Annotated in this window: 24 protein-coding genes and 3 riboswitches; of the genes, 19 read left to right on the forward strand and 5 right to left on the reverse strand. The window is 63.0% G+C overall.

The window, feature by feature from the left end:
• On the reverse strand, positions 1 to 189 hold a 189-nt coding region (locus QRN52_RS24045), incomplete at its 3' end, for a hypothetical protein (protein WP_502869746.1).
• Between the two features lie 150 nt (positions 190 to 339).
• A riboswitch (glycine riboswitch) is annotated at positions 340 to 440 on the reverse strand.
• A 318-nt stretch (positions 441 to 758) separates the two neighbouring features.
• Positions 759 to 856: riboswitch (glycine riboswitch) on the forward strand.
• Between the two features lies 1 nt (position 857).
• A riboswitch (glycine riboswitch) is annotated at positions 858 to 967 on the forward strand.
• A gap of 51 nt (positions 968 to 1018) precedes the next feature.
• On the opposite strand from QRN52_RS24045, the gene QRN52_RS23035 reads away from it, so the two are divergent.
• Positions 1019 to 2497 carry an amino acid permease gene (locus QRN52_RS23035; RefSeq protein ID WP_284756121.1) on the forward strand — a complete coding sequence of 493 codons (1479 nt, stop codon included), beginning with the start codon at positions 1019 to 1021 and terminating at the stop codon, positions 2495 to 2497.
• Between the two features lie 119 nt (positions 2498 to 2616).
• Here QRN52_RS23035 and QRN52_RS23040 read toward each other — a convergent pair whose 3' ends face one another.
• Positions 2617 to 4110: a PucR family transcriptional regulator gene (locus QRN52_RS23040; protein ID WP_284756122.1), complete on the reverse strand. Its 1494-nt coding sequence runs from the start codon at positions 4108 to 4110 to the stop codon at positions 2617 to 2619.
• A gap of 217 nt (positions 4111 to 4327) precedes the next feature.
• Here QRN52_RS23040 and speB point away from each other — a divergent pair, with 217 nt between their 5' ends.
• The 13 genes from speB to QRN52_RS23105 all read left to right on the forward strand — a co-directional run bounded on the left by speB (position 4328) and on the right by QRN52_RS23105 (position 18256).
• On the forward strand, positions 4328 to 5332 hold the full coding sequence (speB, locus tag QRN52_RS23045) for an agmatinase (RefSeq protein WP_284756123.1): 1005 nt from the start codon (positions 4328 to 4330) through the stop codon (positions 5330 to 5332).
• A complete protein-coding gene (locus QRN52_RS23050; RefSeq protein ID WP_284756124.1) occupies positions 5329 to 6786 on the forward strand; it encodes a purine-cytosine permease family protein in 1458 nt (485 codons plus the stop codon). Before speB ends, QRN52_RS23050 begins: the two co-directional genes overlap by 4 nt.
• 77 nt (positions 6787 to 6863) lie before the next feature.
• Entirely contained in the window at positions 6864 to 8396 is a 1533-nt protein-coding gene (locus QRN52_RS23055; protein ID WP_284756125.1) for an aldehyde dehydrogenase family protein, read from the forward strand.
• 28 nt (positions 8397 to 8424) lie between these two features.
• Positions 8425 to 9717 carry a D-arabinono-1,4-lactone oxidase gene (locus tag QRN52_RS23060; protein ID WP_284756126.1) on the forward strand — a complete coding sequence of 431 codons (1293 nt, stop codon included), beginning with the start codon at positions 8425 to 8427 and terminating at the stop codon, positions 9715 to 9717.
• A 97-nt stretch (positions 9718 to 9814) separates the two neighbouring features.
• Entirely contained in the window at positions 9815 to 10246 is a 432-nt protein-coding gene (mscL, locus tag QRN52_RS23065; protein WP_284756127.1) for a large conductance mechanosensitive channel protein MscL, read from the forward strand.
• Between the two features lie 122 nt (positions 10247 to 10368).
• Positions 10369 to 11232: an ACT domain-containing protein gene (locus QRN52_RS23070; protein ID WP_284756129.1), complete on the forward strand. Its 864-nt coding sequence runs from the start codon at positions 10369 to 10371 to the stop codon at positions 11230 to 11232.
• A 30-nt stretch (positions 11233 to 11262) separates the two neighbouring features.
• Positions 11263 to 11517 carry a hypothetical protein gene (locus QRN52_RS23075; protein ID WP_284756130.1) on the forward strand — a complete coding sequence of 85 codons (255 nt, stop codon included), beginning with the start codon at positions 11263 to 11265 and terminating at the stop codon, positions 11515 to 11517.
• 79 nt (positions 11518 to 11596) lie between these two features.
• Positions 11597 to 12544, forward strand: coding sequence for a proline dehydrogenase family protein (locus tag QRN52_RS23080; protein ID WP_284756131.1), 948 nt, complete (start codon positions 11597 to 11599; stop codon positions 12542 to 12544).
• Between the two features lie 578 nt (positions 12545 to 13122).
• Positions 13123 to 14466, forward strand: coding sequence for an MFS transporter (locus QRN52_RS23085; protein ID WP_284756133.1), 1344 nt, complete (start codon positions 13123 to 13125; stop codon positions 14464 to 14466).
• 101 nt (positions 14467 to 14567) lie between these two features.
• Positions 14568 to 15251: a GntR family transcriptional regulator gene (locus tag QRN52_RS23090; protein ID WP_284756135.1), complete on the forward strand. Its 684-nt coding sequence runs from the start codon at positions 14568 to 14570 to the stop codon at positions 15249 to 15251.
• On the forward strand, positions 15248 to 16072 hold the full coding sequence (locus QRN52_RS23095; RefSeq protein WP_284756137.1) for an aspartate/glutamate racemase family protein: 825 nt from the start codon (positions 15248 to 15250) through the stop codon (positions 16070 to 16072). The genes QRN52_RS23090 and QRN52_RS23095 overlap by 4 nt, the downstream gene beginning before the upstream one ends.
• A gap of 8 nt (positions 16073 to 16080) precedes the next feature.
• Positions 16081 to 17514: an amidohydrolase family protein gene (locus tag QRN52_RS23100; RefSeq protein ID WP_284756139.1), complete on the forward strand. Its 1434-nt coding sequence runs from the start codon at positions 16081 to 16083 to the stop codon at positions 17512 to 17514.
• 7 nt (positions 17515 to 17521) lie between these two features.
• The gene (locus tag QRN52_RS23105) at positions 17522 to 18256 is read left to right on the forward strand and encodes a maleate cis-trans isomerase family protein (RefSeq protein WP_284756140.1); all 735 of its coding nucleotides are present in this window, start codon (positions 17522 to 17524) and stop codon (positions 18254 to 18256) included.
• Between the two features lie 16 nt (positions 18257 to 18272).
• Here the strand turns inward: QRN52_RS23105 and QRN52_RS23110 are convergent, their stop codons facing one another.
• The gene (locus QRN52_RS23110) at positions 18273 to 18476 is read right to left on the reverse strand and encodes a cold-shock protein (protein ID WP_078107248.1); all 204 of its coding nucleotides are present in this window, start codon (positions 18474 to 18476) and stop codon (positions 18273 to 18275) included.
• Positions 18477 to 18725: 249 nt separating this feature from the next.
• On the opposite strand from QRN52_RS23110, the gene QRN52_RS23115 reads away from it, so the two are divergent.
• Together QRN52_RS23115 and QRN52_RS23120 are read left to right on the forward strand one after the other, a co-directional pair.
• Positions 18726 to 19400 carry a response regulator gene (locus QRN52_RS23115; protein WP_284756142.1) on the forward strand — a complete coding sequence of 225 codons (675 nt, stop codon included), beginning with the start codon at positions 18726 to 18728 and terminating at the stop codon, positions 19398 to 19400.
• A 53-nt stretch (positions 19401 to 19453) separates the two neighbouring features.
• Positions 19454 to 20230 carry an SDR family oxidoreductase gene (locus tag QRN52_RS23120; protein WP_502869747.1) on the forward strand — a complete coding sequence of 259 codons (777 nt, stop codon included), beginning with the start codon at positions 19454 to 19456 and terminating at the stop codon, positions 20228 to 20230.
• A gap of 16 nt (positions 20231 to 20246) precedes the next feature.
• Here the strand turns inward: QRN52_RS23120 and QRN52_RS23125 are convergent, their stop codons facing one another.
• Entirely contained in the window at positions 20247 to 20789 is a 543-nt protein-coding gene (locus QRN52_RS23125) for a cysteine hydrolase family protein (protein WP_284756145.1), read from the reverse strand.
• A gap of 138 nt (positions 20790 to 20927) precedes the next feature.
• Here QRN52_RS23125 and QRN52_RS23130 point away from each other — a divergent pair, with 138 nt between their 5' ends.
• Complete coding sequence (locus tag QRN52_RS23130; RefSeq protein WP_284756147.1) at positions 20928 to 22118, forward strand: serine hydrolase domain-containing protein; 1191 nt, start codon at positions 20928 to 20930, stop codon at positions 22116 to 22118.
• A gap of 77 nt (positions 22119 to 22195) precedes the next feature.
• On the opposite strand, the gene QRN52_RS23135 is transcribed toward QRN52_RS23130, so the two are convergent.
• Positions 22196 to 23254 (reverse strand): iron ABC transporter substrate-binding protein, encoded by a 1059-nt coding sequence (locus QRN52_RS23135; RefSeq protein ID WP_284756148.1) that lies wholly within the window; start codon positions 23252 to 23254, stop codon positions 22196 to 22198.
• A gap of 320 nt (positions 23255 to 23574) precedes the next feature.
• On the opposite strand from QRN52_RS23135, the gene QRN52_RS23140 reads away from it, so the two are divergent.
• Positions 23575 to 24225, forward strand: coding sequence for a hypothetical protein (locus tag QRN52_RS23140; protein ID WP_284756149.1), 651 nt, complete (start codon positions 23575 to 23577; stop codon positions 24223 to 24225).
• A gap of 74 nt (positions 24226 to 24299) precedes the next feature.
• Entirely contained in the window at positions 24300 to 24929 is a 630-nt protein-coding gene (locus tag QRN52_RS23145; protein ID WP_284756150.1) for a hypothetical protein, read from the forward strand.
• Positions 24930 to 25089 lie beyond the last annotated feature (160 nt).

Here is a 25089-nt window from a genome sequence, read left to right on the forward strand (position 1 = left end):
CAGGGCGTTGGCCAAGGTGAGGGGCTTGTCCTGGCGGATGTCATTGGGAACCGCGACATCCACCAGGCCATCAACGGAGTCGTAGCCGACGGCCTTGAGCATGATGTCAACATCGGTTTGCCGTCGTGAGCCGATATGCCGGTCTGCAAAAGCGGTGGGGGTTGAATGAATAGTCAAAGGGAACTCCAAGGTAGGGCCGGCCACAATGGCACGGCTTCGATTTGGGTTCCTCCCCGCTCTGTATCGGACCTGAGAGATTCCGCAGAACGCATTGTCACGTTGTGTTCCGCTTGCACCGTCGGTGAGCCGGACCGAAGCCAGGCTGCTTTCCAGAGTTGCCTCGCCGCGGCGGTACGGGGGCCTGAGAGATTCCTGGGGAGGATTTGCTCCTACGGCGCCTGCCCGGTTGATGACTGGGAGGACTCTCCCGCCACGGTTCGAAAGGCATATTCAGATTTGGGTGATTCGGCTCACACCATACACACAACGCCAGCGCCGGGGCAACATCGCATCCGGTATCGGAAATAGTGATCGACAAACGGCATCAAGCGGGGACAAACGAAGCAAAGCCGGAGTTGACATTCCTTAGTGAGCTATCCCACACTGGGTCGGGTGGCCGCCCTGAAGGAGCCGGCCACGGACGGTACAAGCCGGCCCCAAGACCGCGATCCTTGAGAATCACGCAGTTCGTAGAGCGTCGTGTGGTTTGAATTCCTCCACGCCTGCGTGATTCGCTCCACCCAAACTGAATACGCTGATGATCTGCGGCGGGAGAGTCCTGCCAGTACATTCTGCAGTCGCCGTAGGAGCAAATCCTCCCCAGGAAACTCTCAGGCCCATGTACCGCCGCGGCAAGGCAACTCTGGAAAGCAGCCTGGCTTCGGTCGGGCTCACCGACGGTGCAAAGCGGAACCATGCGAAAGCACGAGGCCGCGGAATCTCTCAGGTCCCATACAGAGCGGGGAGGAACCCCGAATCATCGTGGCACCATGATGCCACTTGAACGATGGAGTTCCTCATGACGATTCATCAACCGCCCGCCATAGCTAGTGAAACACCGCATCTTGAACGGCAGCTCAGCAACCGGCACATCCAGCTGATTGCAATCGGCGGGGCCATCGGCACAGGCCTGTTCATGGGCTCCGGAAAGACCATCTCCGCAGCCGGGCCGTCCGTGATCTTCGTGTACATGATCATCGGCTTCATGCTGTTCTTCGTCATGCGCGCCATGGGCGAACTGCTGCTGTCCAACTTGCACTACAAATCCTTCAGCGACTTCGCCGCTGACCTCCTCGGTCCGTGGGCAGGTTTCTTCACGGGTTGGACATACTGGTTCTGCTGGGTAATCACCGGTATCGCGGACGTCATTGCGATCGCGGGCTACTCAAAGGAACTCTGGCCGAGCCTCCCGCTGTGGATTCCGGGCCTGGCCACCATCGCGATCCTGCTGCTGTTGAACCTGACCACGGTGAAGGCCTTCGGCGAGACAGAATTCTGGTTCGCTCTCATCAAAATCATCGCGATTGCGGCACTGATCGTTGTGGGACTGTTCATGATTTTCAGCGGGTTCCAGTCCGAGGCCGGACCAGCAAGCCTCACCAACCTCTGGAGCCACGGCGGCTTCTTCCCACACGAATTCATGGGCTTCGTGGCCGGCTTCCAGATCGCGGTCTTCGCGTTCGTGGGCATTGAGCTTGTCGGCACCACTGCGGCAGAAGCCAAAGACCCGGAGAAGAACCTGCCCAGGGCGATCAACTCTATCCCGGTGCGCGTGCTCCTCTTCTACGTGGGCGCCCTCATCATCCTGATGTCCGTCACTCCTTGGACCCAGTTCGCCGCCGGCCACAGCCCATTCATCGCCATGTTCTCCTTGGCCGGCCTCGGCGCAGCCGCCACCGTGGTCAACTTGGTGGTGCTGAGCTCGGCCATGTCCTCGGCCAACTCCGGTATCTACTCCACCTCGCGCATGGTGTACGGCCTGGCCCAGGAAGGCGACGCCCCAGCCCTTTTCAGTGGCCTGTCCCGGCGGAAGGTTCCCCGCAACGCCCTGTTCCTCTCCTGCGTGCTTCTGCTCTCCGGCGTCGTCCTGATGTACGCGGGACAGGACGTCGGCAAGGCCTTCGACATGGTCACCACCGTGTCCGCCGTCTGCTTCGTCTTCGTCTGGTCCATCATCCTTGCCAGCTACATCGCATTCCGTCGTCGTCGCCCGCAGCTGCACGTCGCGTCCAAGTTCAAGATGCCCGGCGGACTGCCCATGGTGTGGGTGGTCTTCGCGTTCTTCGCCTTTGTGCTCTGGACGCTGACCACCCAGCCGGACACGCTGACGGCATTGCTCTTCACGCCGGCCTGGTTCATCATGCTCGGCGTCGCGTGGTTCTTCCTGCGCCGCCGTCCAGCCCACCTGGCCCGTTACGCGAGGTTCCAGGACGAGCTCCAGTCGGACCAGTATGCCGCAGACGTGTCCATCCGCGCGGGTGCCCGGAGCGGACAATAACAGCCACCTCGCAAATCAACAGCCAGGCACCCTGGCCGTGCCCGATGGACTAAAGGAGAAGGCCGCCGTCGCTCGCTTCACCCAGCGAGCGAGGGCGTCGTCCTCTCCGGGGCGGGGGCTTACTTGTGCATGGCCTCATGAATCTGGAGCGCAAACCAAAGCTGGGCCAACGTGGACGTTTCGGTCATGTCGAGCCCCGTCAACTCGCTGATTTTCCGGATGCGGTAAATGATGGTTTGGCGATGGGCGAAAAGCGCAGCGGCAGTCTTTTGCCACGACCTCTGGGTGTCCAGGTAGGTCTTCAAGGTCACGATGAGATCGCCTTCCTGGCTCTGTTCATACGTGAAGATCGGGCCGAGCAGCCGCTGAACCAACGCCGTCCCCTCCTCGAAACTGGTAAGCCCCAGCCACGAGGGCCCCTCGGCGTAACGGGACAGGTTCACGGCATTGCCTTTCGCTGAACCGAGCGCCCACAACGATTCCTGGAGCGCACGTTGGACGCCCCCGGCAGAAGTAGGCGAGCTGATGCCAATCCAAACCCCGGGCCCCGCGCAGTGGATCAAAACGTCAGCGGCCACCGCTGCTGATATCGCCACATGAAGTGTATTGAAACGCCTCAGGCAAGCGGCCTGAAGGCCGTGGCGCCACAGTTCGACGTGAATGTTCGCCAGCCGTTCGCCGTCGTCGGCCCCTATCGAAACCACCGCCAAATTCTGCGCCGGAACATCAAAAGCGGCGAGCCTGACCTCCAGTTCCGCGATCCCGAGACGTCCATCGAACGCCTGCATGAGGAATTCGCCCGCCAGGCGATGCCGGCCTTCCAAGGACAGGGCCGACCGTGAGAGTTCCAGCCCCAGCACCGTTGCCGCATGCAGAAGCACGACGGCGTCAGGGTGCGGGTCGCTTTTCGGCAGCACCACTAGCACCGCATTGGCGTGGGTAGGGATGTCCATCATCAACACGTGCCGGTCCCGCAGCCGATGCCATTGGAACTTCTTCCCGGTCATGGGTATCTGCCCTGTCAAGGGGGCCAATTCCGTCTGCAGAAAGTCCGGCAGCGGATCACCATCCGGATGCCAGGGATGAAGGCAGCGCCGGTCCACGACGAACAGATCCGCATCGAGCTCGGCCTCGAGGCCTTGGATAAGGCCCTGCCAATGGTCCCCGGATGTTCCCGCCGTACGGAGCAGGTCATAGACCCGGGCCGTCTGACGCAGGCGCCGCGATTCCTCCAACAAGGAGGCCTCAGCCACCGCCCGCGCGATAGCGATGAAGGGCAACGGATATGGAATGCTAATCAGCGGCAGCGGCAGCTGCTCGCAGGCCGCCAGAAACTCGGGCAACAACTCGGGGGCATGCATCTTTTCCCCGATGGCCAGGGCGCTGGCCCCTGCGTCGACGAGCGCCTCGGCGAGCGCTACCTGGCCTTGGGCGTCGGACGGGATGGACAGGCCGTTGGTCATCATCAGTTCGCCGCCAGTGACCCATTCCCACAGCCTCGGCAGGTCAGAAGTGTGTGCCCACGTGATTCGGTTGTCCCTGCCTGTGGATCCGGCCAAAAGCGTGAGTCCGAGCTGGGGTTCCGCCACGAGCTCAGCCACAGTAATCGCCATGAAATATGCTCCCAGCGCGTTGGTTTCCAGACAATTCAGGCGCCCTTAGACAAATGTATAAGAGCCCCGGCCATTTGTAGTCAATCTACAGCTATACGCCGTGATGCACGTCACTAAGAATTGGATTACCTACTTCCCGCTCAAAGGCGAGCACCCCTCCCAACACCGAAACGCTGCGGGCATCGCAGCTCGGCAGCACTGCACAAAGGATCCCGGAATGACAACGCACAAGCCCATCGGTCCCGTCGACGCAACAAAAGTCCCCCGGTATGCAGGCCTCGGCACCTTCGCCAGGCTCCCCCAAATCGACCGCGTTCCGGACTACGACATTGCGATTGTCGGCGTTCCGTTCGACGGCGGAACGTCCTACCGGCCAGGCGCCCGGTTCGGTCCTGCCGCAGTCCGCGAAGCCTCCCGGCTGCTGCGCCCCGGCTACCACCCCGAACTGGACGTCGAGCCTGTATACGAAGTCCAGGTTGTCGACGCTGGCGACATCGCCTGCACGCCTTACGACATCACCCGGGCCGTCCGCGAAATCGAAGAGCAGGCACTCCCCCTGATCGGCGAGGACAAGAAGCTCATCTCGATCGGTGGCGACCACACTATCGCCCTCCCGATGCTCAGGGCCTTGAACAAGGTCCACGGGCCGGTCGCGTTGCTGCACTTCGACGCCCATCTGGACACCTGGGACACTTACTTCGACCAGCCGGTCACCCACGGAACCATCTTCCGGCGGGCTTTTGAAGAAGGCCTCCTTGTGGAAGATAGGTCCATGCACGTCGGCATCCGCGGGCCGGTCTACGATCGCAACGATTTCCTCCGCGACCACGAATTCGGATTCCAAATCATCCGCTGCTCGGATCTGGATGTCATCGGTGTTCCAGCAGCCATCCAACGGGTCAAGGAGCGACTCGGCGACACCCCGGTCTACGTCTCCATCGACATCGACGTCCTGGACCCGTCCTACGCGCCGGGCACCGGCACTCCCGAGATGGGCGGGCTCCACTCGCGCGAACTTCTGGCACTGCTCCGCGGCCTGAACGGCATCAACATCGTCGGAGCAGACGTCGTCGAGGTCGCTCCGGCCTACGACCACGCAGACATCACCACGGTAGCCGCGGCGACCCTCGTCTTCGACCTTCTCGCGCTGATGGTGAATCGCGGCAAGGCCGAGACGAACGCCGTCCGCGAATTGCAAGCAGCCTCCTGGACCGCATCATGAGCACCCGAAGCAATCCCGCCGCGGCCACCGAAGCGCCCCGGCTCGAAGACAAGACCATTCAGCCCATCCCGTTGAATGAACGCCACGGGAAAGCCCGGGACCTCTTCACCATCTGGTTCGGTTCCAACATCATGATCATGACTATCGTCACCGGCGGACTCGCAACAACGGTGTTCGGGCTCAGCTTTGTGCCCGCCATCGTGGGAATCATCCTTGGAAACGTCATCGGTGGCATCTTCATGGCGCTCCACTCCGCCCAGGGACCGCAATTGGGCGTGGCGCAGATGATCCAGACCCGCGGCCAATTCGGCTCCTTCGGGGCGCTGCTGATCGTGGTCATCGTGGTGATCATGTACGTCGGATTCTTCGCCGCGAACCTTGTCTTTGGCGGCGAAGCAATGGCCGCGGTCAGCCCGGACATCAGTGTTGACGCAGGAATCATCATCATCGGCGTCGTGAGCGTTGTTGCCACGATTTTCGGCTACCGGCTCATCCACGCCTACGCACGCTTCCTAAGCATCGTGGCTGGTTTGGCGCTGCTGCTCGCCTTCGTCTGGATCATGTTCGTCCACGGGCTGCCCGCCACCTTCCTGTACCAGGGAAACTTCAACTGGGTTGGCTTCATGGCCACCGTCTCCGTATCCGCCTTGTGGCAACTCGCCTACGCTCCCTACGTCTCGGACTACTCCCGCTACATGCCTCAAGGCACCGGATCGGCCCCGGCGTTTTGGGCCTCCTACTCAGGCTGCGTCCTAGGCACGCTCTTCCCGATGCTCCTGGGTGCCTTGGTGGGAACCCTCGCGGTCACGATGGGCGCAGACGCTGGCAACGTCGAAATCGTCGGCAGCATGGGAGCGTTGCTCCAGCCATGGACACTGGCAGTCGTGGGAATCTTCTGCCTCGGCGTTGCAGCGTCGAACGCCATGAATCTCTACTGCGGCGTCCTGTGCAGCCTCACTATTGGGCAGACGTTCAAGCCGAACTGGTTGCCTCGCGCCAAGACCCGAAGCGTTGCGGCAATCATCCTCTTTACACTCGCACTCCTGATCTCGCTGTTCGCACGCGACAATTTCATCCTCTTTTACACCAACTTCCTCTCCTTCCTGATGTACGTGCTGGTTCCCTGGACGGCCATCAACCTGGTGGACTACTACCTCCTCCGGCACGGCGATTACAGGGTTGAGGACTTCTTCAAGCGCGACGGCGGAGTGTACGGCCGCTTCAACTGGGTAGCGATCGGTTCCTACGTGGCAGGTGCCCTGGTCCAGCTCCCATTCTCGGCAACAGCGATCTACACCGGGCCCGTCGCGGCGGCCATGGGCGGCGTGGACCTCTCCTGGATTATCGGCCTCGTCGTGGTTGCTCCGCTCTACTACGTCGCGGCACGCACCTTCCGGAAGAAGACCGCGGTCGTACCGTTTCAGGCCCCCGCACTCGCAAGCGACTTGGTCTAACGCACCGCAGGCCTAGCCCCGCTCTCCCCATAAACTCCCGACGCCACGACCGGCGCCAGAAAACAAAGGCAAAAATCATGACACTCATTGACACCGAACAGTTCACCGTCCGCCGCGTCAGCGAAGGCAACAACTCCCCTGCGTCCCACAACGTCTCGGGCATCTTGCCACTGCCTCTGCCTCCCGGCGGGCACTTCATTGGCGGATCGTTTGTTCCGGGCTCTTCCACCCACTTCATCGATGTCGTAGACCCCACCACTGAACAGGTCATCGCCTCCGTCAAGGCCGGCACAGCCGCAGATGTTGACGTTGCTGTTGAAGCAGCCGTGGCGGCGCAGAAATCCTGGGGCGCCACCACACCGAAGGAGCGGTCCGAGGTCCTGAACCTGATCGCCAACATCATTGACGCCAATCGTGAAGCCTTCGAAATCATCGAGTCCGCCAACACCGGCAAGCCGCGAACCGTTGCGGAGGACGATGTCTCCAGCACCATTGACACTTTCCGTTTCATGGCCGGAGCGTCCCGCACGCTGACGTCCATGGCTGGCGGCGACTATGCAACCGGGCACACCTCGGTGATCCTCAGGGAGCCCGTGGGCGTGGTTGGCGTCATCACCCCGTGGAACTACCCGCTCCTGATGGCTGCCTGGAAGATCGCGCCCATCCTGGCCGCCGGAAACAGCATCGTCCTCAAGCCGTCCGAGCAGACGCCGCTCTCGACCCTCAAACTTGCAGAACTTCTGGCCGGACGCATTCCGGACGGAATCCTCAATGTCGTGACGGGACAGGGCCGGACCGTCGGACAGCGGATTTCCGAACACCCCGACGTTGCCCTCGTCGCCTTGACGGGGAGCGTTGTCAGCGGACAGGCCGTGGCGGAGACGGCGGCCAAATCAGTCAAGCGCGTCCATCTGGAACTCGGCGGCAAGGCTCCGGTTGTTGTGTTTCCCGACGCCGACATCCGCGCTGCCGCGGCCGGCGTGCGAAACGCAGGCTATTGGAATGCCGGCCAGGACTGTGGCGCTGCATGCCGCGTACTTGTGCACGAGTCGGTGGCTGCCGAGTTCACGGAACACCTGGTGCGCGAAGTCAGCACCCTGGTGGTCGGGGCCCCGGAGGCAGGGGACGATGTGGAAATCGGACCCATGATTTCCCGCCCACACTTCGAACGCGTCAAGGAATCGCTCGCCGAGGCAAAAGCTGCTGGCCTGCACATGGCCATCGGCGGTTCTGCGTTGGAAGGGCCTGGTTACTTCATCGAACCCACGGTCATCAGCAACGTCCCGGCCGGGGCGCATGTTGCCACCCACGAGATCTTTGGCCCTGTGGTCACCGTCGAGACTTTCAATTCCACCGAAGAGGCAATCACCCGGGCGAACGAAAGCCCCTATGGACTCTCCGCCTCGGTATGGACCCGGGATTCAAGCCTCTCGTTGAGCGTTCCAAAGCAACTCGACTTCGGTACGGTCTGGGTCAATTCGCACTTGGTGTTGGCTTGCGAGGTACCGTGGGGCGGATTCAAGGGATCCGGCTACGGCAGGGACCTCTCGCTTTACGCCCTGGACGATTACTCCCGCACCAAGCACGTCATGATCAACCACGGCGCATGAGCGTTCAAACAAGCAACGGAGCTTAGCAATGACCACCGCGAACCTTCCCCACACATCATCCTCGGCACGCGCAGCCACCCCGCCGGCCCCTTTCGGAACAGACGTCACCTGGACCAACTGGGGCGGGAACCAGAGCGCCACGCCAGCCTTCACCGTCCGGCCGAGGACTGAACAAGAAGCGCTCGACGCCGTTCGTTTCGCGATCCGCGAAGGCTTGCCCGTGCGGGCGGTCGGCTCGGGGCATTCGTCCTCGCCACTGGTTCAGACGGGGGGCGTCCTGATGGACATGTCCGCACTATCGGGGATCACCGGAAGCGACCCTGTCCGGCGTCGTGCCAGAGCCCTTGCCGGCACCACCATCAATGCCTTCGGCGATCCGTTGTGGGAGCAAGGCCTCGCGCTGGCCAACCAAGGCGACATTGATAAGCAGCAGATCGCGGGGGCACTCTCAACCAGCACCCACGGCTCCGGGAAGGATCTGGGGAGCTTCTCGTCAAGCCTCCGTTGGGTGAAGCTGATCAATGGTTACGGCGAGATCGTCGAAATCGGCGAGGGGCAGCTCCGCGAACTCAAGGCCGCTCAGGTAGCTTTGGGTACGCTCGGGATCTTCCTCGAGGTGGAGTTGGCGGTTGAGGACCGCTACTACCTGCAAGAACAAATCACGTACCCCACTTGGGCCGAGACCACCGCAACGTGGCAGTCCGACATCGACGCGAACAGGCATTACTCGTTCCTCTGGTGCCCGGAAGAAGGCTCGTGCGAGCTCCTGGACCTCCCTGGAGCGCCAGGCCTGAGCATGGCAAACCGCAGCTACACCAAGCGGTACAACATCGCGCAGATCCAGGACGAGCAAATTTCGGGTACGGAAGGTGCCCGGCTGGACCGTTCGTACCGTATTTACCCGGGCGGATTCACCACGCCGTTCCATGAACTCGAGTACTTTGTGCCGAGCGACGTTGGACTGGCCGCTGTCGAGGCCGTCCAGGACCTGATCCGAACCAAGCACTCTGACCAGAAATACCCCGTGGAGGTTCGCTGGGTGAAGGCCGACGAGGGCTACATGTCCCAGTTCCAGGGACGCGACACCACCGTCATCACCCTGACTACCGAACCCGGGACGGACTACTGGCAGTTCTTCCGTGATGCCGATGCGGTGCTGCAGGAATTCGAGCCACGTGCACACTGGGGAAAGATCCATTTCATGACCAGGAGCCGTTTGGAACGCCTCTACCCGGAGTTGGACACCTTTATCCAAGTACGGAGGGAGTTCGATCCGCGCGGAATATTCCTCAACGACCACACCCGTGCCCTTCTAGGCTGACCGAGCGAAATTGGGTCCGATACACCCGTTTGAAACTTTGGAATGGTAGTTTGATCTCTGATTTAGCCAGAGACTCGTACCCACCGGAGGATATTCCATGCTCAAAGGTTTCAAGGACTTCGTTCTTCGCGGCAACATCATCGAACTGTCCATTGCCGTCGTCATCGGCACCGCGTTCACAGCCTTGGTGGCGGCTTTCACCACCAACATCGTCAACCCGGTCATCGCCGCCGCCGGCGGGGTCAACGCCGAGGGCCTGGGCTTTTCGATCTGGCCGGACAACGCGAAGACATTCGTCAACTTCGGCGCCGTCATCACGGCGTTCGTAACCTTCCTGATCACGGCCGCCGTGGTGTACTTCATCTTCGTGGCGCCCATGAACAAGATCAACGAACTGACCAAGCGCCGCGCCTCCATCGAAGAACCGGAGGACGAACCGCTGCCGGCCGACACCGCCCTGCTTGTTGAAATCCGCGACCTCCTGACCGAGCTTGCCGCCGCGAACAAGAGCAACGAGAACGCCCGCTAATTTTCGGGCGCTACGGCCAGTTCGGCGCGTCCGGTCGGCGCCGAACTGGCCCACATGGGTGCTGCCCAAAATCGTGACGCAGACGCAACCCACCTGAAACAGGGCTCGGGCACGATAGTGCCATGAAGCCGAACACGAGGACTTCCGCTACAGCCGAGCTCTCCTGCGAAGTGTGTGGCCAGATGCCCGAGGCTCCGAAGGCACGGGTCACCGTGGCCCAAATCGCCGTGATGCTGCCCATCGAACTTCTCGTGCACGCCGTCGTGGTTGAAACGCAACTTCCTTACCTGGCCAAGGTGCTCCTCCTGACGGTGACCGCGACGGTCCTGGTCATCTGGGTCGCCGAGCCCTCCGCGGCCAGGATTCTGCGGCGCTGGATCCACGCGCCGGCCCTCCGCCACCGCAGGAAGCTCCATTCGGCCCCGGCGCTTTGGCGGGCGAGGACCGTGCTCCGTGACCGGCCGGGGTCCCTCCAACGCATCACCCAATCGCTCGCTCGGACTGACATCAACATCCTCAGCATCCATGTCCACCCCGTGGATGGCGCCGTCCTGGACGAATTCGTGTTGTCCGCCCCGGGCCACCTCGGCGAGCAGGAGCTGCTGAGAGCGCTCGACGACGGCGGCGGCCGGGATTCGCACGTGTGGCCTACCACGGCACTCGCTATGGCGGACGGCCAGACCAAGGCCCTGAGCCTGGCTGCCCGGATCGCCGACAACCCCGACGAACTGCCGCTGGCGGTTGCGGAACTCCTCTCGGCGAAAATCGTCACCCAGGAACCTGTTGGGTCGGCCGCTGAGGCGGGCGCCGCCGTCGGGCCCTCCACGACGCTCCTCAAGATTCCGACCGCCTGGCACGGACCGCTCCTGTTCTCCCGGCCGGGCGAGCCGTTCACGCCGGCGGAATCGGCACGCGCACATCGGCTCGCCGAGTTGGCGGAAATCCTGGCGCACACCCGGAGCGCCGACGCCAAAGACCGGGACTAAACCGGCCGACAACTGGAAGGTGGTGGCGGGATGAGCGCCATGGACATGAGGGAGTTGGATTCCGCAGGTGTGTCCGTTCCCGGCCAGCCCGGCGCCGAGGCGGTGGCCACGAGCCGGGATCCCCACCACTGGGGCCGGGCGATGGCCGTTGCCATCAGCAAACTCGCGGACCAGTTGGCAAGCGAGGACGGGCATGAAGCCCTCGTAGGCCGGGATCTACGGCTCCGCATCACGACGGATCCGGACGGCGTACGCATCACGGTCTGGTGTTTGCCGAAGGAGTAGCGAAGACCCAGGGGCACCCGGATTTCGCATCGTGAACCCGAGGCAGGTGCCGGCAATTTCCGCAGGTACAGTTTGTCGGGTGACTACGAAGATTGATCTTGAGCGTGCTGCCAATACCCTCCGGGCGTGGGCATTGGATGAAGACCTGAAGCAACGTGTCATGTCCACCCCAGCCTTGGCGACAATGGCTTCACGCGTGGCAAGGCGATACTCGGCCGGGGACACCGCGGCTGACGCCATCGAGGTAGCTGCGGCGGCGGTGGCCCGCGGGCATGCCGCCAGTATCGAATACGCCGGCGAGAGCGTGCGCAACGCCGAGCTCGCACGCTCGGAAGCAGCGGTGTTCCTTGAGCTGGGCGCTACCCTCGGGAAGAGCGGCGTACCGAGCACCATCTCTTTTGATCTGTCCCACCTCGGCGCTCTCGTGGACCGCGATCTGGCCCTCCACCATGTACGCCAGCTTGCCGCGATCACTGAACCGTACGGAACGGGGCTGATGATCTCAGCCGAAGGTTCGGATCGGACCGATTTGGTCCTCGACCTGTACGAAGAGCTCGCAGCCGAGATCCCCCGCGTCGGCATCACACTCCAAGCCCGCCTGCACCGCACCCCCGGAGACCTCGAGCGGGTCCTTCGTTACCCGGGTACGGTCCGGCTGGTCAAAGGCGCGTTCCTTGAACCCGAGTCCGTCGCCTACCCTCGCAACAGCGTCGAACTCACTGCCGCCTACCTCGACCTGGCGAGCCAGCTCATCCTCTCCGGCCACTCACTCTCGCTCGCGACGCACGACGGCGAACTCGTCAACACGCTCATCGCCAGGCACGGCGAGGCACTGAAGACCGACGCGATTGAATTCGAGATGCTCCTCGGGCTGGGGACCGATCTACTGGACCGGCTCCACAGGGACGGCTACAGGACGCGCGAGTACGTCATCTTCGGTGGCGAGTGGTGGCTGTACGTCCTCAACCGCATCGCGGAACATCCCGAGCGGGCGCTGACCGCTCTCGCCGACCTCAACCCGAGCTAGGCCCTCCCGATCCTGGGCGCCTCTCGACGCCCTAAACGTCTCGTTACCCGCTAAACGCCTCGTGACCCGGGATATCCCTATCGACACCGGTATTCCCGCGTCGCCAGACTTTCTCCTCGTCGCTTAACCAGTTGCGCGTCGTGGGGTAGACAGCGCGTCGTGAGGTAGACAGCGCGTCGTGAGGTCGGGAGCGCGTCGGCAGGTAGGAACACGCGCGAACACCCCGGTATCCCATGCCCCACCCGGGCAAGCCTAGGGATCGTGTCGGTATCCCATTCCCTGCGCCACTTGGGTGAGTGAGCCTACATTCCGCCATACTTCACGCCCGGTCACATTCTGTTTCTTCGCTTTGTATACCAAAACTCTTGACAGTGCGCCGGGTCACATCTAATTTTGATTTTGGGATCCCAAAGCGGGATCCCAAATGGACCCAACGAACCGGCAGCGTCCCTCCTCCCAGAAAGAGGACCGGCCGCTACAGTTGCCGCCGGCGCGAGTCCGGCTGCCGCGGCAACCCGCACCCAGCTCAACAAGTCAAGACTTTCCCCGCTCCTCAAACTCCCCCTGAAGGAGAAACTGTGTCTCTCCAAAACACCGAAACAGAAGCGCATGCCGTCGAAGGAAAAGCAGAAGAAAAGGACGGCGTGCAGCGACGCACGAGCGTCCGTTGGAGGCTCTTCGTCCTGCTGCTGATCCTGGTAGCCGTCAACTACATCGACCGCGGCTCCATTTCCGTGGCATTGCCCATCATCCAAAAGGAATTCAACCTCGCACCGGAGCTCGTCGGGCTCCTGCTTTCGGCATTCTTCTGGACCTATGCCCTCATGCAGATCCCGGTCGGCTTGCTCATCGACAAGTTCGGCCCCCGCAAGGTCGTCACGGCGTCGTGCATCGGCTGGGGTGCCGCAACGGCAGCATCCGGCCTGGCCGGCGGCTTCCTCAGCATGTTCATCGCCCGCCTGGGGATCGGCGTCGCTGAAGCGGGCGTCATGCCGGCCGGCGGCAAGCTCAACGCCATCTGGATGCACAAGAAGGAACGCGGCCGCGGCGCCACGATCCTCGACGCAGGCGCCCCGCTCGGCGCCGGCCTGGGCGGCATCCTCATCACTTGGCTCATCGCCTCAACCGGCAGCTGGCGCTACTCGTTCATCATCGCCGGCGCGGCCACCGTCCTCATGGGCCTGGCGGTCTGGTGGTACGTCCGGGACAATCCGCGCAACCACAAAGCCGTCAACGCTGCCGAGGCCGACTACATCGAGGCCTCCCACGCCGAGGAGGACGCCGAGGCCACGAAGGACGGCGTCCAGGGCAAGCGCGCACTTCTCCCCTACCTGAAGTTCCGCTCTTTCTGGGCCATGTGCTTTGGCTGGCTCGGATTCAACGGCGTGTTCTACGGCCTGCTGACGTGGGGCCCGCTCTACCTGGCCCAGGCCAAGCACTTCAACCTGAACACCATCGGCTGGTCCACCTTCGTGATCTTCGGTGCAGGCTTCGTCGGCGAAATCCTCGGCGGCGCCATCGCTGACAAGTGGCGCGCAGCCGGCGCCTCGGCCAACCTGGTCATGCGCACGCTGCTGGGCATCTCCAGCGTCGTGGTGGTCGGCGGCCTGGTTGGCGTGACGGTCGTCGCAGACCCGATCACCGCCGTCGTGCTCCTCTCGGTGGTCCTGTTCTTCCTGCGCTGGGTGGGGCTCTTCTGGTCCATCCCGGCCATCCTCGGCGGCCGCACCAACGCTGGCGTCCTGGGCGGTGCCATGAACTTCAGTGGCAACATCGCAGGGTTCGTCACCCCGATTGTGGTAGGCCTGATTGTCGGGGCCACCGGCTCCTACACCTGGGCACTGCTGTACTTTGTAGGATCCGCCGTGATCATGGGCGTCTCCGTCCTGACCCTGAACTACAACAAACGGCTTCCGGTCTAACTCGCCTGACCGGGCCGGCCGTGCGGTCCTGAACCGCCGCACGGCCGGACGCCTCCGGGTTGCCGGGCGCAATGACCCAAAAGAACACGAATGGAGCAAAGATGCTGATTGCAGAAGAAACCCCCACCGCGGACCGTCCCCTCCGGGAATCCGTGCGGGACGCCATCCGTTCGCGAATCTTCGAGGGTCACTACGCGCCCGGCACCCGGCTGGTGGAGAGGGACCTCGCAGCCGAATTCAACGTGTCGCGACTCCCCATCCGCGAAGCCCTCCGCATGCTGCGGCAGGAAGGCCTCATCCAGGACCGGGCCTCCCGCGGTTCCGAAGTGGCAGGCTTGAGCCCCAAAGACGTCGAGGACCTCTTCGACGTCCGCCAGTCACTCGAAGTCCTCGCCTGCCGCCTGGCAGCGGCCCGCGCCACGGACAAGGACCTCAAGCACCTGGCCGGGCTCCTCGATGAAGCCGATCGCTTCCTTGCGAAAGGCTCAATCCTCGAGGCGCACCGCGCCAACAGTGAATTCCACGATGCCATCACGGCCATCGCCAACAACGATTTTCTCCGCACCGCGTTGGAACCGCTCCAAGGCCGTATGCACTGGCTTTTCCGCCACGTGGACGACCTGCCGGAACTGATCCAGGAACACCGCGATCTCTACGCCGCCATCGCCAGCGGCGATGCGGAGCGCGCCGCTACCCAATCGGCGTCGCACATTGGAAAGTACCGCGAGCAGTTCCCCCAGAACGAGCCCGCCACAGAACTCAAGCTGCAAGGCAAACGACCATGAAATTGCTAGTCATCAATCCCAACATCAGCGCGGATGTCACCGCGCTGATCGACGCCGAAGCCCGCCGCTCGGCGGGGGCTGACACCGAGCTGATCGTCCGGACCGCCGGACATGGCGTCGAATACATCGAGACCCGCTTCGAAGCCCTCATCGCAGCCGGGGCCGTCGCCGAAATCATCGCCGAGCACTGCGGGGGCGATCCGGCGGCGGACCGCATAGACGGTGTCGTCGTGGCCGCCTTCGGCGACCCCGGGATGCCCGCCCTCAAGGAGCTCACCGAAGTGCCCGTCATCGGGATCACGGAAGCCGCCCTCTGCGCCGCGGCCCTGCAGGGCCAACGCTTCTCCATCATCTCCATTTCGGACCGCATCACTGCTTGGTACCGGGACTGCGTGGAGCATTTCGGGCTTGGCAGCCGGCTTGCTTCAATCCGTTCCATCAACCAGAGCCTCAACGGCATCGGCACGGTGCAACAGGATTTCAAGGAAACCCTCCTGGCGCTGAGCCGGCAGGCGGTCGCGGAGGACGGCGCCGACGTCGTCATTCTGGCAGGTGCCCCGCTTGCGGGACTCGCACGCGAGCTTGAAGGACAGATCCCCGTGCCCGTGGTGGACGGGATCTCCGCCGGGATCCGCATGACCGAAGCGGTTGTGGCGCTGCAATCCGGTTTCCACCGCCAAGGCGCTTTTGCCCCGCCGCCCGTCAAGCACCGCCGGGGGTTGTCCGAAACCCTCGACGCCGCCCTGACCGCCATCCAGTCCGCCGCCAGCACCTCAGTTACCGCCAATGCTGTCGCAGCGGCCGTTCCAGCCGGAAAGTAGGGATCACCGTGAACATCCCCGATCTCGTCATCGCCCACGGCACCGTAGTCAACAGCTTTGGCCGGCAGGCCGCACACGTCGTGGTCGACGACGGCCGCATCACCCAGCTCATCGACGCCACAGAACCGGTCCCCGCAGCCGCGCGTACCATCGACGCGTCCGGTAAGTTGGTCATCCCCGGCGGTGTGGACGGCCATTGCCATGTGGCCCAGGTGACCGGGCGCTTCCGCACCCTCGACGACTACCGCACCACCTCAACCGCAGCCCTGTGGGGCGGCACTACCACCATCATCGACTTTGGTATTCCGCGTGACGCCCAGGAATCACCGCTGGACGCCGTCCTGAACAAGAAGCGATTGGCAGCCGAGTCCCGGTGCGATGTGGCTCTGCACGGCTCCGTGGTCAGCTGGGACGAGACCATGCCATGGCAGCTGGAGCAGCTCGCCAGGGAGGGCGTCCGTTCAGTGAAGATGTACACCACCAACCGCGGTTCCACCATGGCCGACGGCGACACCATCCTGAAAGTCATGCGCGAAATGGTGCGTCTGGACGGACTCACCTACATCCACGCGGAGCACGATCCCATCATCGCCGACTGCACCGAACAGCACGCCGCGGACGGCCGGATCGGCATTGAGCACTTGCATTCCACTCGGCCCGAGCTCGCCGAGGAAACTTCCGTCAAAGAGACCCTCGCCATGGCGGAGTACACGGGAGCGCCGGTCTACTTTGTGCATCAGTCGACGCCCGGCGCGGTGGATCTGGTCGCTGAGGCCCGCGAACGCGGCCAGGAGGCCTACTCCGAGACGTGCCCGCACTACTTGACGCTGGATGACACCGTCTACGGCAGCGATTTTCCCGAATGGTATGCGTGCTGCCCGCCGATGCGCAGTGCTGAAACTGTGGCCGCGCTGAAGGAACGTCTCGCGGCCGGAGCAATCCACACGGTGTCCTCGGACCACTCCTGCTACGACCTCTCACAAAAGCGCGAGCGCACCGACGATGTCCGCTTCATGCCGCACGGGCTGCCCGGCGTCGAGACCCGAATGCCCGTCACGTTCACCGCGATGGCGCCGAACAGCACAGTGGAGGATTTCGTCGAGGTCTTCTCGGCCGGTCCCGCGCGGATCAACGCCGTGCCCGGCAAGGGCACCATCGCGGCAGGGTTCGACGCCGACCTGGTCATCTTTGATCCCGCCGAAGAACGCGAGGTCGACGGCGGCGCGCTCCACATGGGAACCGACTTCTCGCCTTTCGAGGGGAAGACACTGAACGGCTGGCCCGCCGTCGTCGTCTCCGCCGGACGCGTGGTGGTCGACGACGGCGGTTTCCACGATCCCGGCCCCGTGGGCCGTTTCGTTGCCCGCAACGGCTTCGCCGCACACCGCGACGCCCAGTCCGCTCGAAAATCGCCGTCCGTTCCTGCCACCGTTTCTGCTTAGGAGAACCATGCCTTCCGAACACCGCCCCACCCGCATTGGCATGATCGTGCCGTCGTCCAACACCTGCCTTGAGCCGCAGAGCTACCGGATTCTGGGTGACCGCGAGGACGTCACCATCCACTTCACGCGCATTCCGGTCACGCGCATTGCACTGGATGATTCCTCGGACAAACAATTTGATTCGGCTGTGATGAGGGAGGCCGCGGCATTGCTCGCGACGGCGGACGTGGACGTCATCGCGTGGAACGGAACCTCGGGCTCCTGGCTCGGTGCCGCGCATGACGAGGCCGTGGTCCGGGAAATAATGGAGGCCACCGGGATCCCGGCCACGACCTCCACGTTGGCCTACCTTGAGGCCTTCAAGACGTTCGGCACGGAAAGGATCGGCATGTTCACGCCCTATACCGGGGACGTGAACCAAGCCGTCATCGAGTCATATGAGCGCGAAGGAATCAAAACGGTGGACCACCGCCACATGGATCTCAGCAACAACGAATCCTTCGCCCGGGTCACGGACGCGGAAATGCTGCCCGGGTCCTTGGAACTTGCCGCCTCGAACCCGGACGCGCTCATTTACTTGTGCACGAACCTTTACGGCGCCAACATCACCGCGGAAGTGGAGGAAACCACCGGGGTGCCGGTGCTGGATTCCGTAGCGGTGACGCTGTGGCATTGCCTCAAGCTTGCCGGAGCGCCGTTACTGGCTCCCAAGTGGGGCCGGCTGCTTGCAGAACTGCCCTAGGAAAAGTGCCCTAACGTCACAGGGGATGGATGTTCTCCGCCTGGGGGCCTTTCGGGCCCTGCACGACGTCAAACTGGACCCGCTGATTCTCGTCCAGTGATCGGTACCCACTCGAGGCGATCGCCGAGTAGTGGGCAAAGACGTCCGCCGAACCGTCGTCGGGGGCAATGAAGCCGAAACCCTTCTCGGCGTTGAACCATTTGACAATACCTGTTGCCACGGCCGTGTTCCTTCTCTGAATCTGACTGACCACCGGTTTCAAACCCGATGCCCCCGAACGTATACGTCCGCTTCCTCAAACCTACGGTGCGGGGTTCGGGGGCGCAAGGATCTCCGGAGGGCAGGCCGCTGCTTTCTTTCCAGGTGTCCGAATCTTGAGGATTTCTTGCTCCTCTGTAGTGCGGGATCTTGAAACTGGGGCGGCAAAGTGGTTGACGATTAGCGTCGTCGGCCATAGAGGAGAACACCAGTGGGGTTGTTCCGGCGGCGGTTCGAGGCGGCAGCGCCAAAGATCCACGTCGACATCCTCGAAGACCACGCACTGCTCCGGGAGAGTCTGGCTTCTTGGCTTGAGGCCAACGCCACAACCGTGAAGGTGGTGGGCCGGTTCGGCTCCTGGGCCGAGCTCGCAGCCTCATTGGGACAGTTGTCAGATGTTGTCCTGTTGGACATCATCCTTGGTGACCGAATCCCGTTGCGCTCCAAAATCCAGGCCATTCTCTCTACCGGATCACAAGTGGTGGTGTGCAGTTGCCTCACGACGCCACTGGTGATCCGTCAAGCGTTCGACGCCGGCGCCATGGCCTACATACCCAAGACGGCGGGGGCCGAAGTACTCACCACAGCCGTGCTCGCCGCGGCGCGCGGCGAGAAGTTCGTCCTGCCCGAGCTTGCCGGCGTCTTTGACGTCCCGGGGCCGCGGATCCGCCTCACCCCGCGCGAACACGAAGCCGTCACGCTGTACTTGGGCGGCTCGGGCGGGACAATGGCCGATGTCGGCGCGAGCCTGGGGATCAGCGCCGACGGCGTGAAGAAGCTGCTCGTCTCGGTCCGCCGCAAAGCCCACGACGGACCGGAACCGCTCAGCCGGCCCGCGCTCCGGGAGCTTCTGATCGCCGATGGCTGGTTGCTTCCTGATCAGTGACGGCTGTGCCTCCCCGCGTGGCCAAGGCCGCTTCCTAGAATCGAACCATGACGATGCAGAGCCGTTCGAAAGTCGCGGTTGTGACGGGGGTCGGTCGACGGCGCTCGATCGGGGCGAGCCTCGCGGTCGGTTTGGCGCGCGACGGCTGGGATCTCGCCCTCAACTATTGGCGACCGTACGACGATCGCGTCGGACTGGAGGGCAATGCCGACGACCGCGAGTCCATCGCCAGCGAATGCCGCGCGTTGGGGGCCGCCGTCGAACTCGTCCCGGGCGACTTGAGCGATCCAGAGGTGCCGGCTGAGCTCATCATCAGGGCTGCAGGAGCCCTTGGTCCGGTGACAGGTTTGGTCATGTCGCACTGCGAATCAGTGGACAGCTCGATCCTGACGACCGACCTTGAGAGCTGGGACCGCCACTTCGCAGTCAACGCCCGGGCGACCTGGCTCCTCATCAAGTCGTTCGCGGAGCAACTAAGGGAACCCGCTGTCCCAGGCGCCGTCGGCGGCCGGATTGTCGCTTTGACGAGCGATCACACTGTTCACAATCTGCCATACGGTGCCAGCAAGGGAGCCCTCGACCGGATCGTCACAGCAGCCGCCGTCGAGCTGGCAGACCGGGGCGTTCGTGCGAACGTGGTGAACCCGGGCCCGATCGACACCGGATGGATGGACGACGCGACGCGCAGCCGGTGCATCGGCGCGACGCCCGCCGGTCGGCTCGGCACGGCCGAGGACACGGCAGACCTGGTGAGATTCCTGTTTTCCGGCCAGGGCTCTTGGATGAATGGCCAGATTCTTTACAGCAACGGGGGCTTCAAGGTCGGCTGAGCGGGGGTCCTTGCTGCTAGGCGATGACGTCTCGGGATGAGACCACCCGGGCAAAACCGTCTCCAAGGGCTGCGACGAATGCTGAGTGAACCATCTCGCCCGGGACCCGGACCCCGCCAAACTCAAGATCCGGGGCGGCGCATGCGTCATGGACCAGAACAACGTCGAACCCCTGTTCCGCGGCTGCCCGAACACTGGAGTCCACGCACATGCTTGTCATCATTCCGACCACCACCAGCTCACTTGCTTCTAGCCGCTTGAGCACGGCGCCAAGTTCAGTGCCAATAAAGGCATTTGGCGACGCCTTGGTGATCACAACTTCCTCTGGGAGCGGGCGCACCGCGTTGTGGATCTCGACGCCGGCGGTCCCCGGTCGCATGAAGCTCGCCTCCGGTTCGTCCCACACATGCTGGACGTGCACCACTGGCTCGCCGCTCTGCCGGAAGATCTCAATAACAGATGCGGCAGCGGCAACCGCCATATCTGAACCGGCAAGAGGGTATGCGCCTCCGGGAAAGTAGTCGTTTTGAATGTCGATAACAAGGAGTACGCGACTCACGCAAATTCCATCCTGTTGTTGTAGTGCATAATCATGAAAGAGAATGCCATTCGCTTTCATGATTATGCCCGATCCGCACCAAAGTTGCTGCGGCCCACACTAAACCCGGCCCCGGGCCGGATCCGATGGAGGAACACCATGTCACGCATTACCACCGGCCAAAGCAGGGTCACCGTTGACAACTGGCAGGAGCCAGCGAATCTGCCGTGGTCCTTCCTTCACATGGATGAGCTGTTCGCGAACGCCGCGATTCGCGCCGTGGCCAAGGACTCTGCCAGCCCACTGCAGCGGGCGATGCCTGAGGATCCCCTCGGGCTCCGGGGCGTGGTTGTCCGCCTGCCGGACGGCTCGGACAGAACCGTCGAGGAAGTCCTGGCGGCCACCAGCACTGATGCCTGGATGGTCCTGCACGGCAATGAAGTTCTCGTCGAGGAGTACTTCGGGGCGATGAGCCACGATACCAGGCACCTGCTGATGTCCGTCAGCAAATCCATCGTTTCCTCGGTGGTCGGCGTCCTAGTGGCGCAAGGGAAAATCGACACCGCCCAGCCGATAGAGCACTATGTTCCCGAGCTCCGCGCCAGCGGCTACGGCGGCGCCACCGTGCGGGACATTTTGGACATGCGCAGTGGCATCAAGTTCTCGGAGGAATACCTCGACGCCAGCTCCGAGGTCCGGAAGCTGGACGAGGCCGTGGGCTGGGCGCCCCGTAACGGCGGAGCAGGCACGCTCAAGGAGTTCCTGCTGACCTTGGAACAGGTCCGTGAACACGGCGGCCATTTCGAATACCGCAGTTGCGAGACGGATGTGCTCGGTTGGCTTTGCGAAGCCGCGAGCGGGAAGCAGTTCGCAGAACTCGCCTCTGAGGTCCTCTGGTCCCGGATGGGTGCCCGCCACGACGCCTTCATCTCCCTCGATGCGGCCGGTACGGGCATGTTCGACGGCGGCATCTGCGCCACGCTTGGGGACATGGTCCTGTTCGGAGGCATGATCCGCGACGGCGGGGTCTCACTGAACGATGAGCGGATCCTCGAGTCTGACTGGGTTGACGACATCTTCACCGGCGGCCCCGATTCCGCAACGGCCTTCGCGGCTGGCGATCATGCGGAAGAGATGCCGGGAGGCAAGTACCGCAGCCAGTTCTGGTTCCTCTCGGACGATGCGGATACGGCATACTGCCTCGGCATCCACGGGCAGATGGTCTACATCAACCGGAGGTCAGGGGTGGTGGGGGTCAAATTCTCTTCAACAGCGCTGCCGGTTGATCCTGCTGCGGGCCCTGCAGCCGCCGCGATGTTCGAGGCGATCAGCCGCCGGCTGACACCCTGAGCGGGCACTGACGGACCGCCACCCCCGCCCTCGACGGGACAGGGGTGGCGGTCTGCGGCGGCTAGGCGGTCCTCGGCCTAGAGGAGCCCGACCTTGGTCATCAGCTCGGTGACCTTCTCGCTGTTGAGCTTCGCGGGGTCCACCGAAGGTGCCTGGAGGTCCTTGAGCGGCACAAGCTTGGAGTTGGCCGGCACGTCGGAGCCAACGGTGTACTCAAAGGAGTCGCCGTTCTGGAGAACCTGCTGACCCCCTTTGCCCGTGATGAACTTCAGGAACTCCTGGGCTTGGGCCTGCTTCTTGCTGGACGCCAGAACAGCGCCGCCGGAGACGCTGACGAACGCACCCGGGTCCTGGTTCTTGAAGTAGTGGAGATCAACGTTCTTGCTGTTTTCGCCGGTCTGGGCCTGGTCCACGAAGGAGTAGTAGTGGTACAAAACTCCCGCGTCGACCTCGCCGGCGTTCACCGCTGCGAGCACCGGAGTGTCGTCCTTGTAAGACTTGAAGTTGGTTTTGGCCGCCTCCAGCCATTTCTGGGTGGCATCTTCTCCCTTGAGCGCAAGCATCGCGCTGACAATGGCCTGGAAATCAGCTCCTCCCGTGGACGCGCCGATCCGTCCCTTCCATGAAGGGTCCGCGAGGTCCATCAAGGACTTGGGAAGCTGGCCTGCGCTGAGCTTGGTCTTGTTGTAGGCCAGCACGGTGGAGCGGGCCGCGATGCCCGTCCAGTCGCCGGTAGAGGGACGGTACTGCGCAGGGACCTGGCTGAGGGTTGCCTGGTCCACCGGTGCGAGCAAGCCGGCACTCGCGATGCGGACCATGGCCGGGGAGTTTTCCGTGAGGAAGACGTCCGCCGGGGAGTTCTTGCCTTCCTCACTGAGCTGGTTGCTCATTTCAAGGTCATCACCGTTGCGGAGCGTAACTTTGATTCCCGTCTCCTTGGTGAAGGCGTCCACCCATGCGCCAGTGAGGTTTTCATGCTGCGCGTTGTATACGACGATGCCGTCGCCGCCGGATGCCGCGCCGGCCGTTGAACCACCGCTTGCGGTACCGCTTGGTGCGCCGCTACACGCAGAAAGTGCCAGCAGCGTGGCCGTGGCGGCGGCAAGGGCCGTAGCGGGTTTGATGCCGAATTTCATGGGGGGCCTTTCAGGGGTTCCGGCCGGGACCGGAATGGTTGGGGGTAGCCCTACCCTTCATGCAGAGCGGCCCGACGAGTCGGGGGAAACGGTCACGAGATAGGCAAGGCAATCCTTACTGTAATAACAACATGCCACTGTTGCGTAATTCTGAGCGGGCCGAGATCGACTGTTACGGCCGGGAACGCCGGGCGTTAAATCTGCTCCTGCTGGCGTAAGGAAACCATTAAGGAGCGACGACGGCCGCTCCGTTTGGTGGTCTGATGAAGACAGGACGCACCGCCTATTCGGGCTGACCCTTCGTAGGAGCTGAATTCACCATGAAACGCACCGCCCCCAGCAAAGGAACGGCACACGATAACGAGCTTGCCGGCGCGGATCCGGAAGACTACGTCGTTGTCGATGAGCTCGGTGATTTCACGTACTATCCGTCCAAAACTGCCATGCTCGAAGACCTTGAGTACGTTGACGAAGCAGCCAGCATTCTTGACCGGGCGGGCAACAACTTCCACTTGACTTTGGAGGAGGGCCGGAAACTGACCCTGGGGTCCTCGTTCGGCCGAGTCGAATTCACGTGGCTCCGCCAGACCTGGATCAACGATCGACGCCGCGAACCGAAAGCGCATCGATTGCTCCGTCTCTACCCCACAACGCTCGATGCCCTTCTGGCTGGAATATTTGAAACCCTGAGCCTGGAACTCGCCAGCAGCGCCACCGGTTCGCCCTGGGTATTGGATGTATCGGGAGAAGAGGCCCGCCCCGCAACGCTCAGGGACGTCGATGGCCTCCTCGCGCGGCTGGATCCTCTTGAACGAGTGACTGTGCGAGACCCCTTCGGACACGAATACCGGCCGATCCGTCATGCAACACACCGCCTCCATACTCCTGGCGCTGGGGCGATCTACTACGTAGAGATTGAACCCCACGCCGGAGAGGCCGGGCATCCGAACGCTTCTCGCAGTTTGCCGTGAGTTGCTGGCGAATTTCCTCTGTTGCGTGCAAGGATGACCCATACGATCGCACCGGTCCAAATTTTGGGGGAACCATGACCGAGAGCACCAACCTGCCGGAAAACACCCAGCCCGGCAGCAACGAATACGGCGCATCACAGCGTCCCGAGCCTGAGTTCGGAATGAGCTCCCCGAATGCCCCCGGCCCGCAGATTCCCCCTTGGCATCCGGAAGCCAACCAGACTCAGGCAACAGTGTGGCCGCCCGCTCGCCCGATTCGAACCGCCGAGAACGTGGGCCGAGGCGCCCTGTTCGCCCTCCCGGCCCTCCCGATCGGCGTCGTTCTGTGGCTCATCATCTGGAATTTTGGCTGGATGTCCTCGCTCGTCACCTTCGCCGCTGCCGCGATGGCGGCCCGTTTCTATGTGATGGGAGCTGGCGGGCTGAGCCGAAAGGGTGTGTGGGTGATAGCGGCTATCACCGCTGCCACCGCGCTTTTGTCTTTCGTCGCTGGAGTCTGGCTGGACGCCGCCAAGTACATCAATAGCCAGCCCTTGTCCTTGATCACCAGCTCCGAGCCGTGGGACCTGATGAACTACAACCTGGCGAACAACCCGGATTTCGTGAAGAGTTACATGGGCGATTTCCTGATGGCGCTGCTATTCGGCGCCTTGGGTTGCTTCTTCACGCTCCGCCGCATGTTCGCCGCCACCAGGAACTCCTAAGACTCACCGGGAAGCGGCGGCTGCGAACCAAGTCCGCGGCCGCCGCTCGCGTTAAGAGCTAGGGCACGACCGCGACCACGTCCATGCCGGCGGCCTCAGCCGTTAGTGAGGGTGACGTCGTCGAGGTACATCCAGGTGTCATCCGCGGGGGTGGAGCCGT

This window comes from Arthrobacter sp. efr-133-R2A-120, assembly GCF_030209835.1.
Taxonomy (GTDB): domain Bacteria; phylum Actinomycetota; class Actinomycetes; order Actinomycetales; family Micrococcaceae; genus Arthrobacter.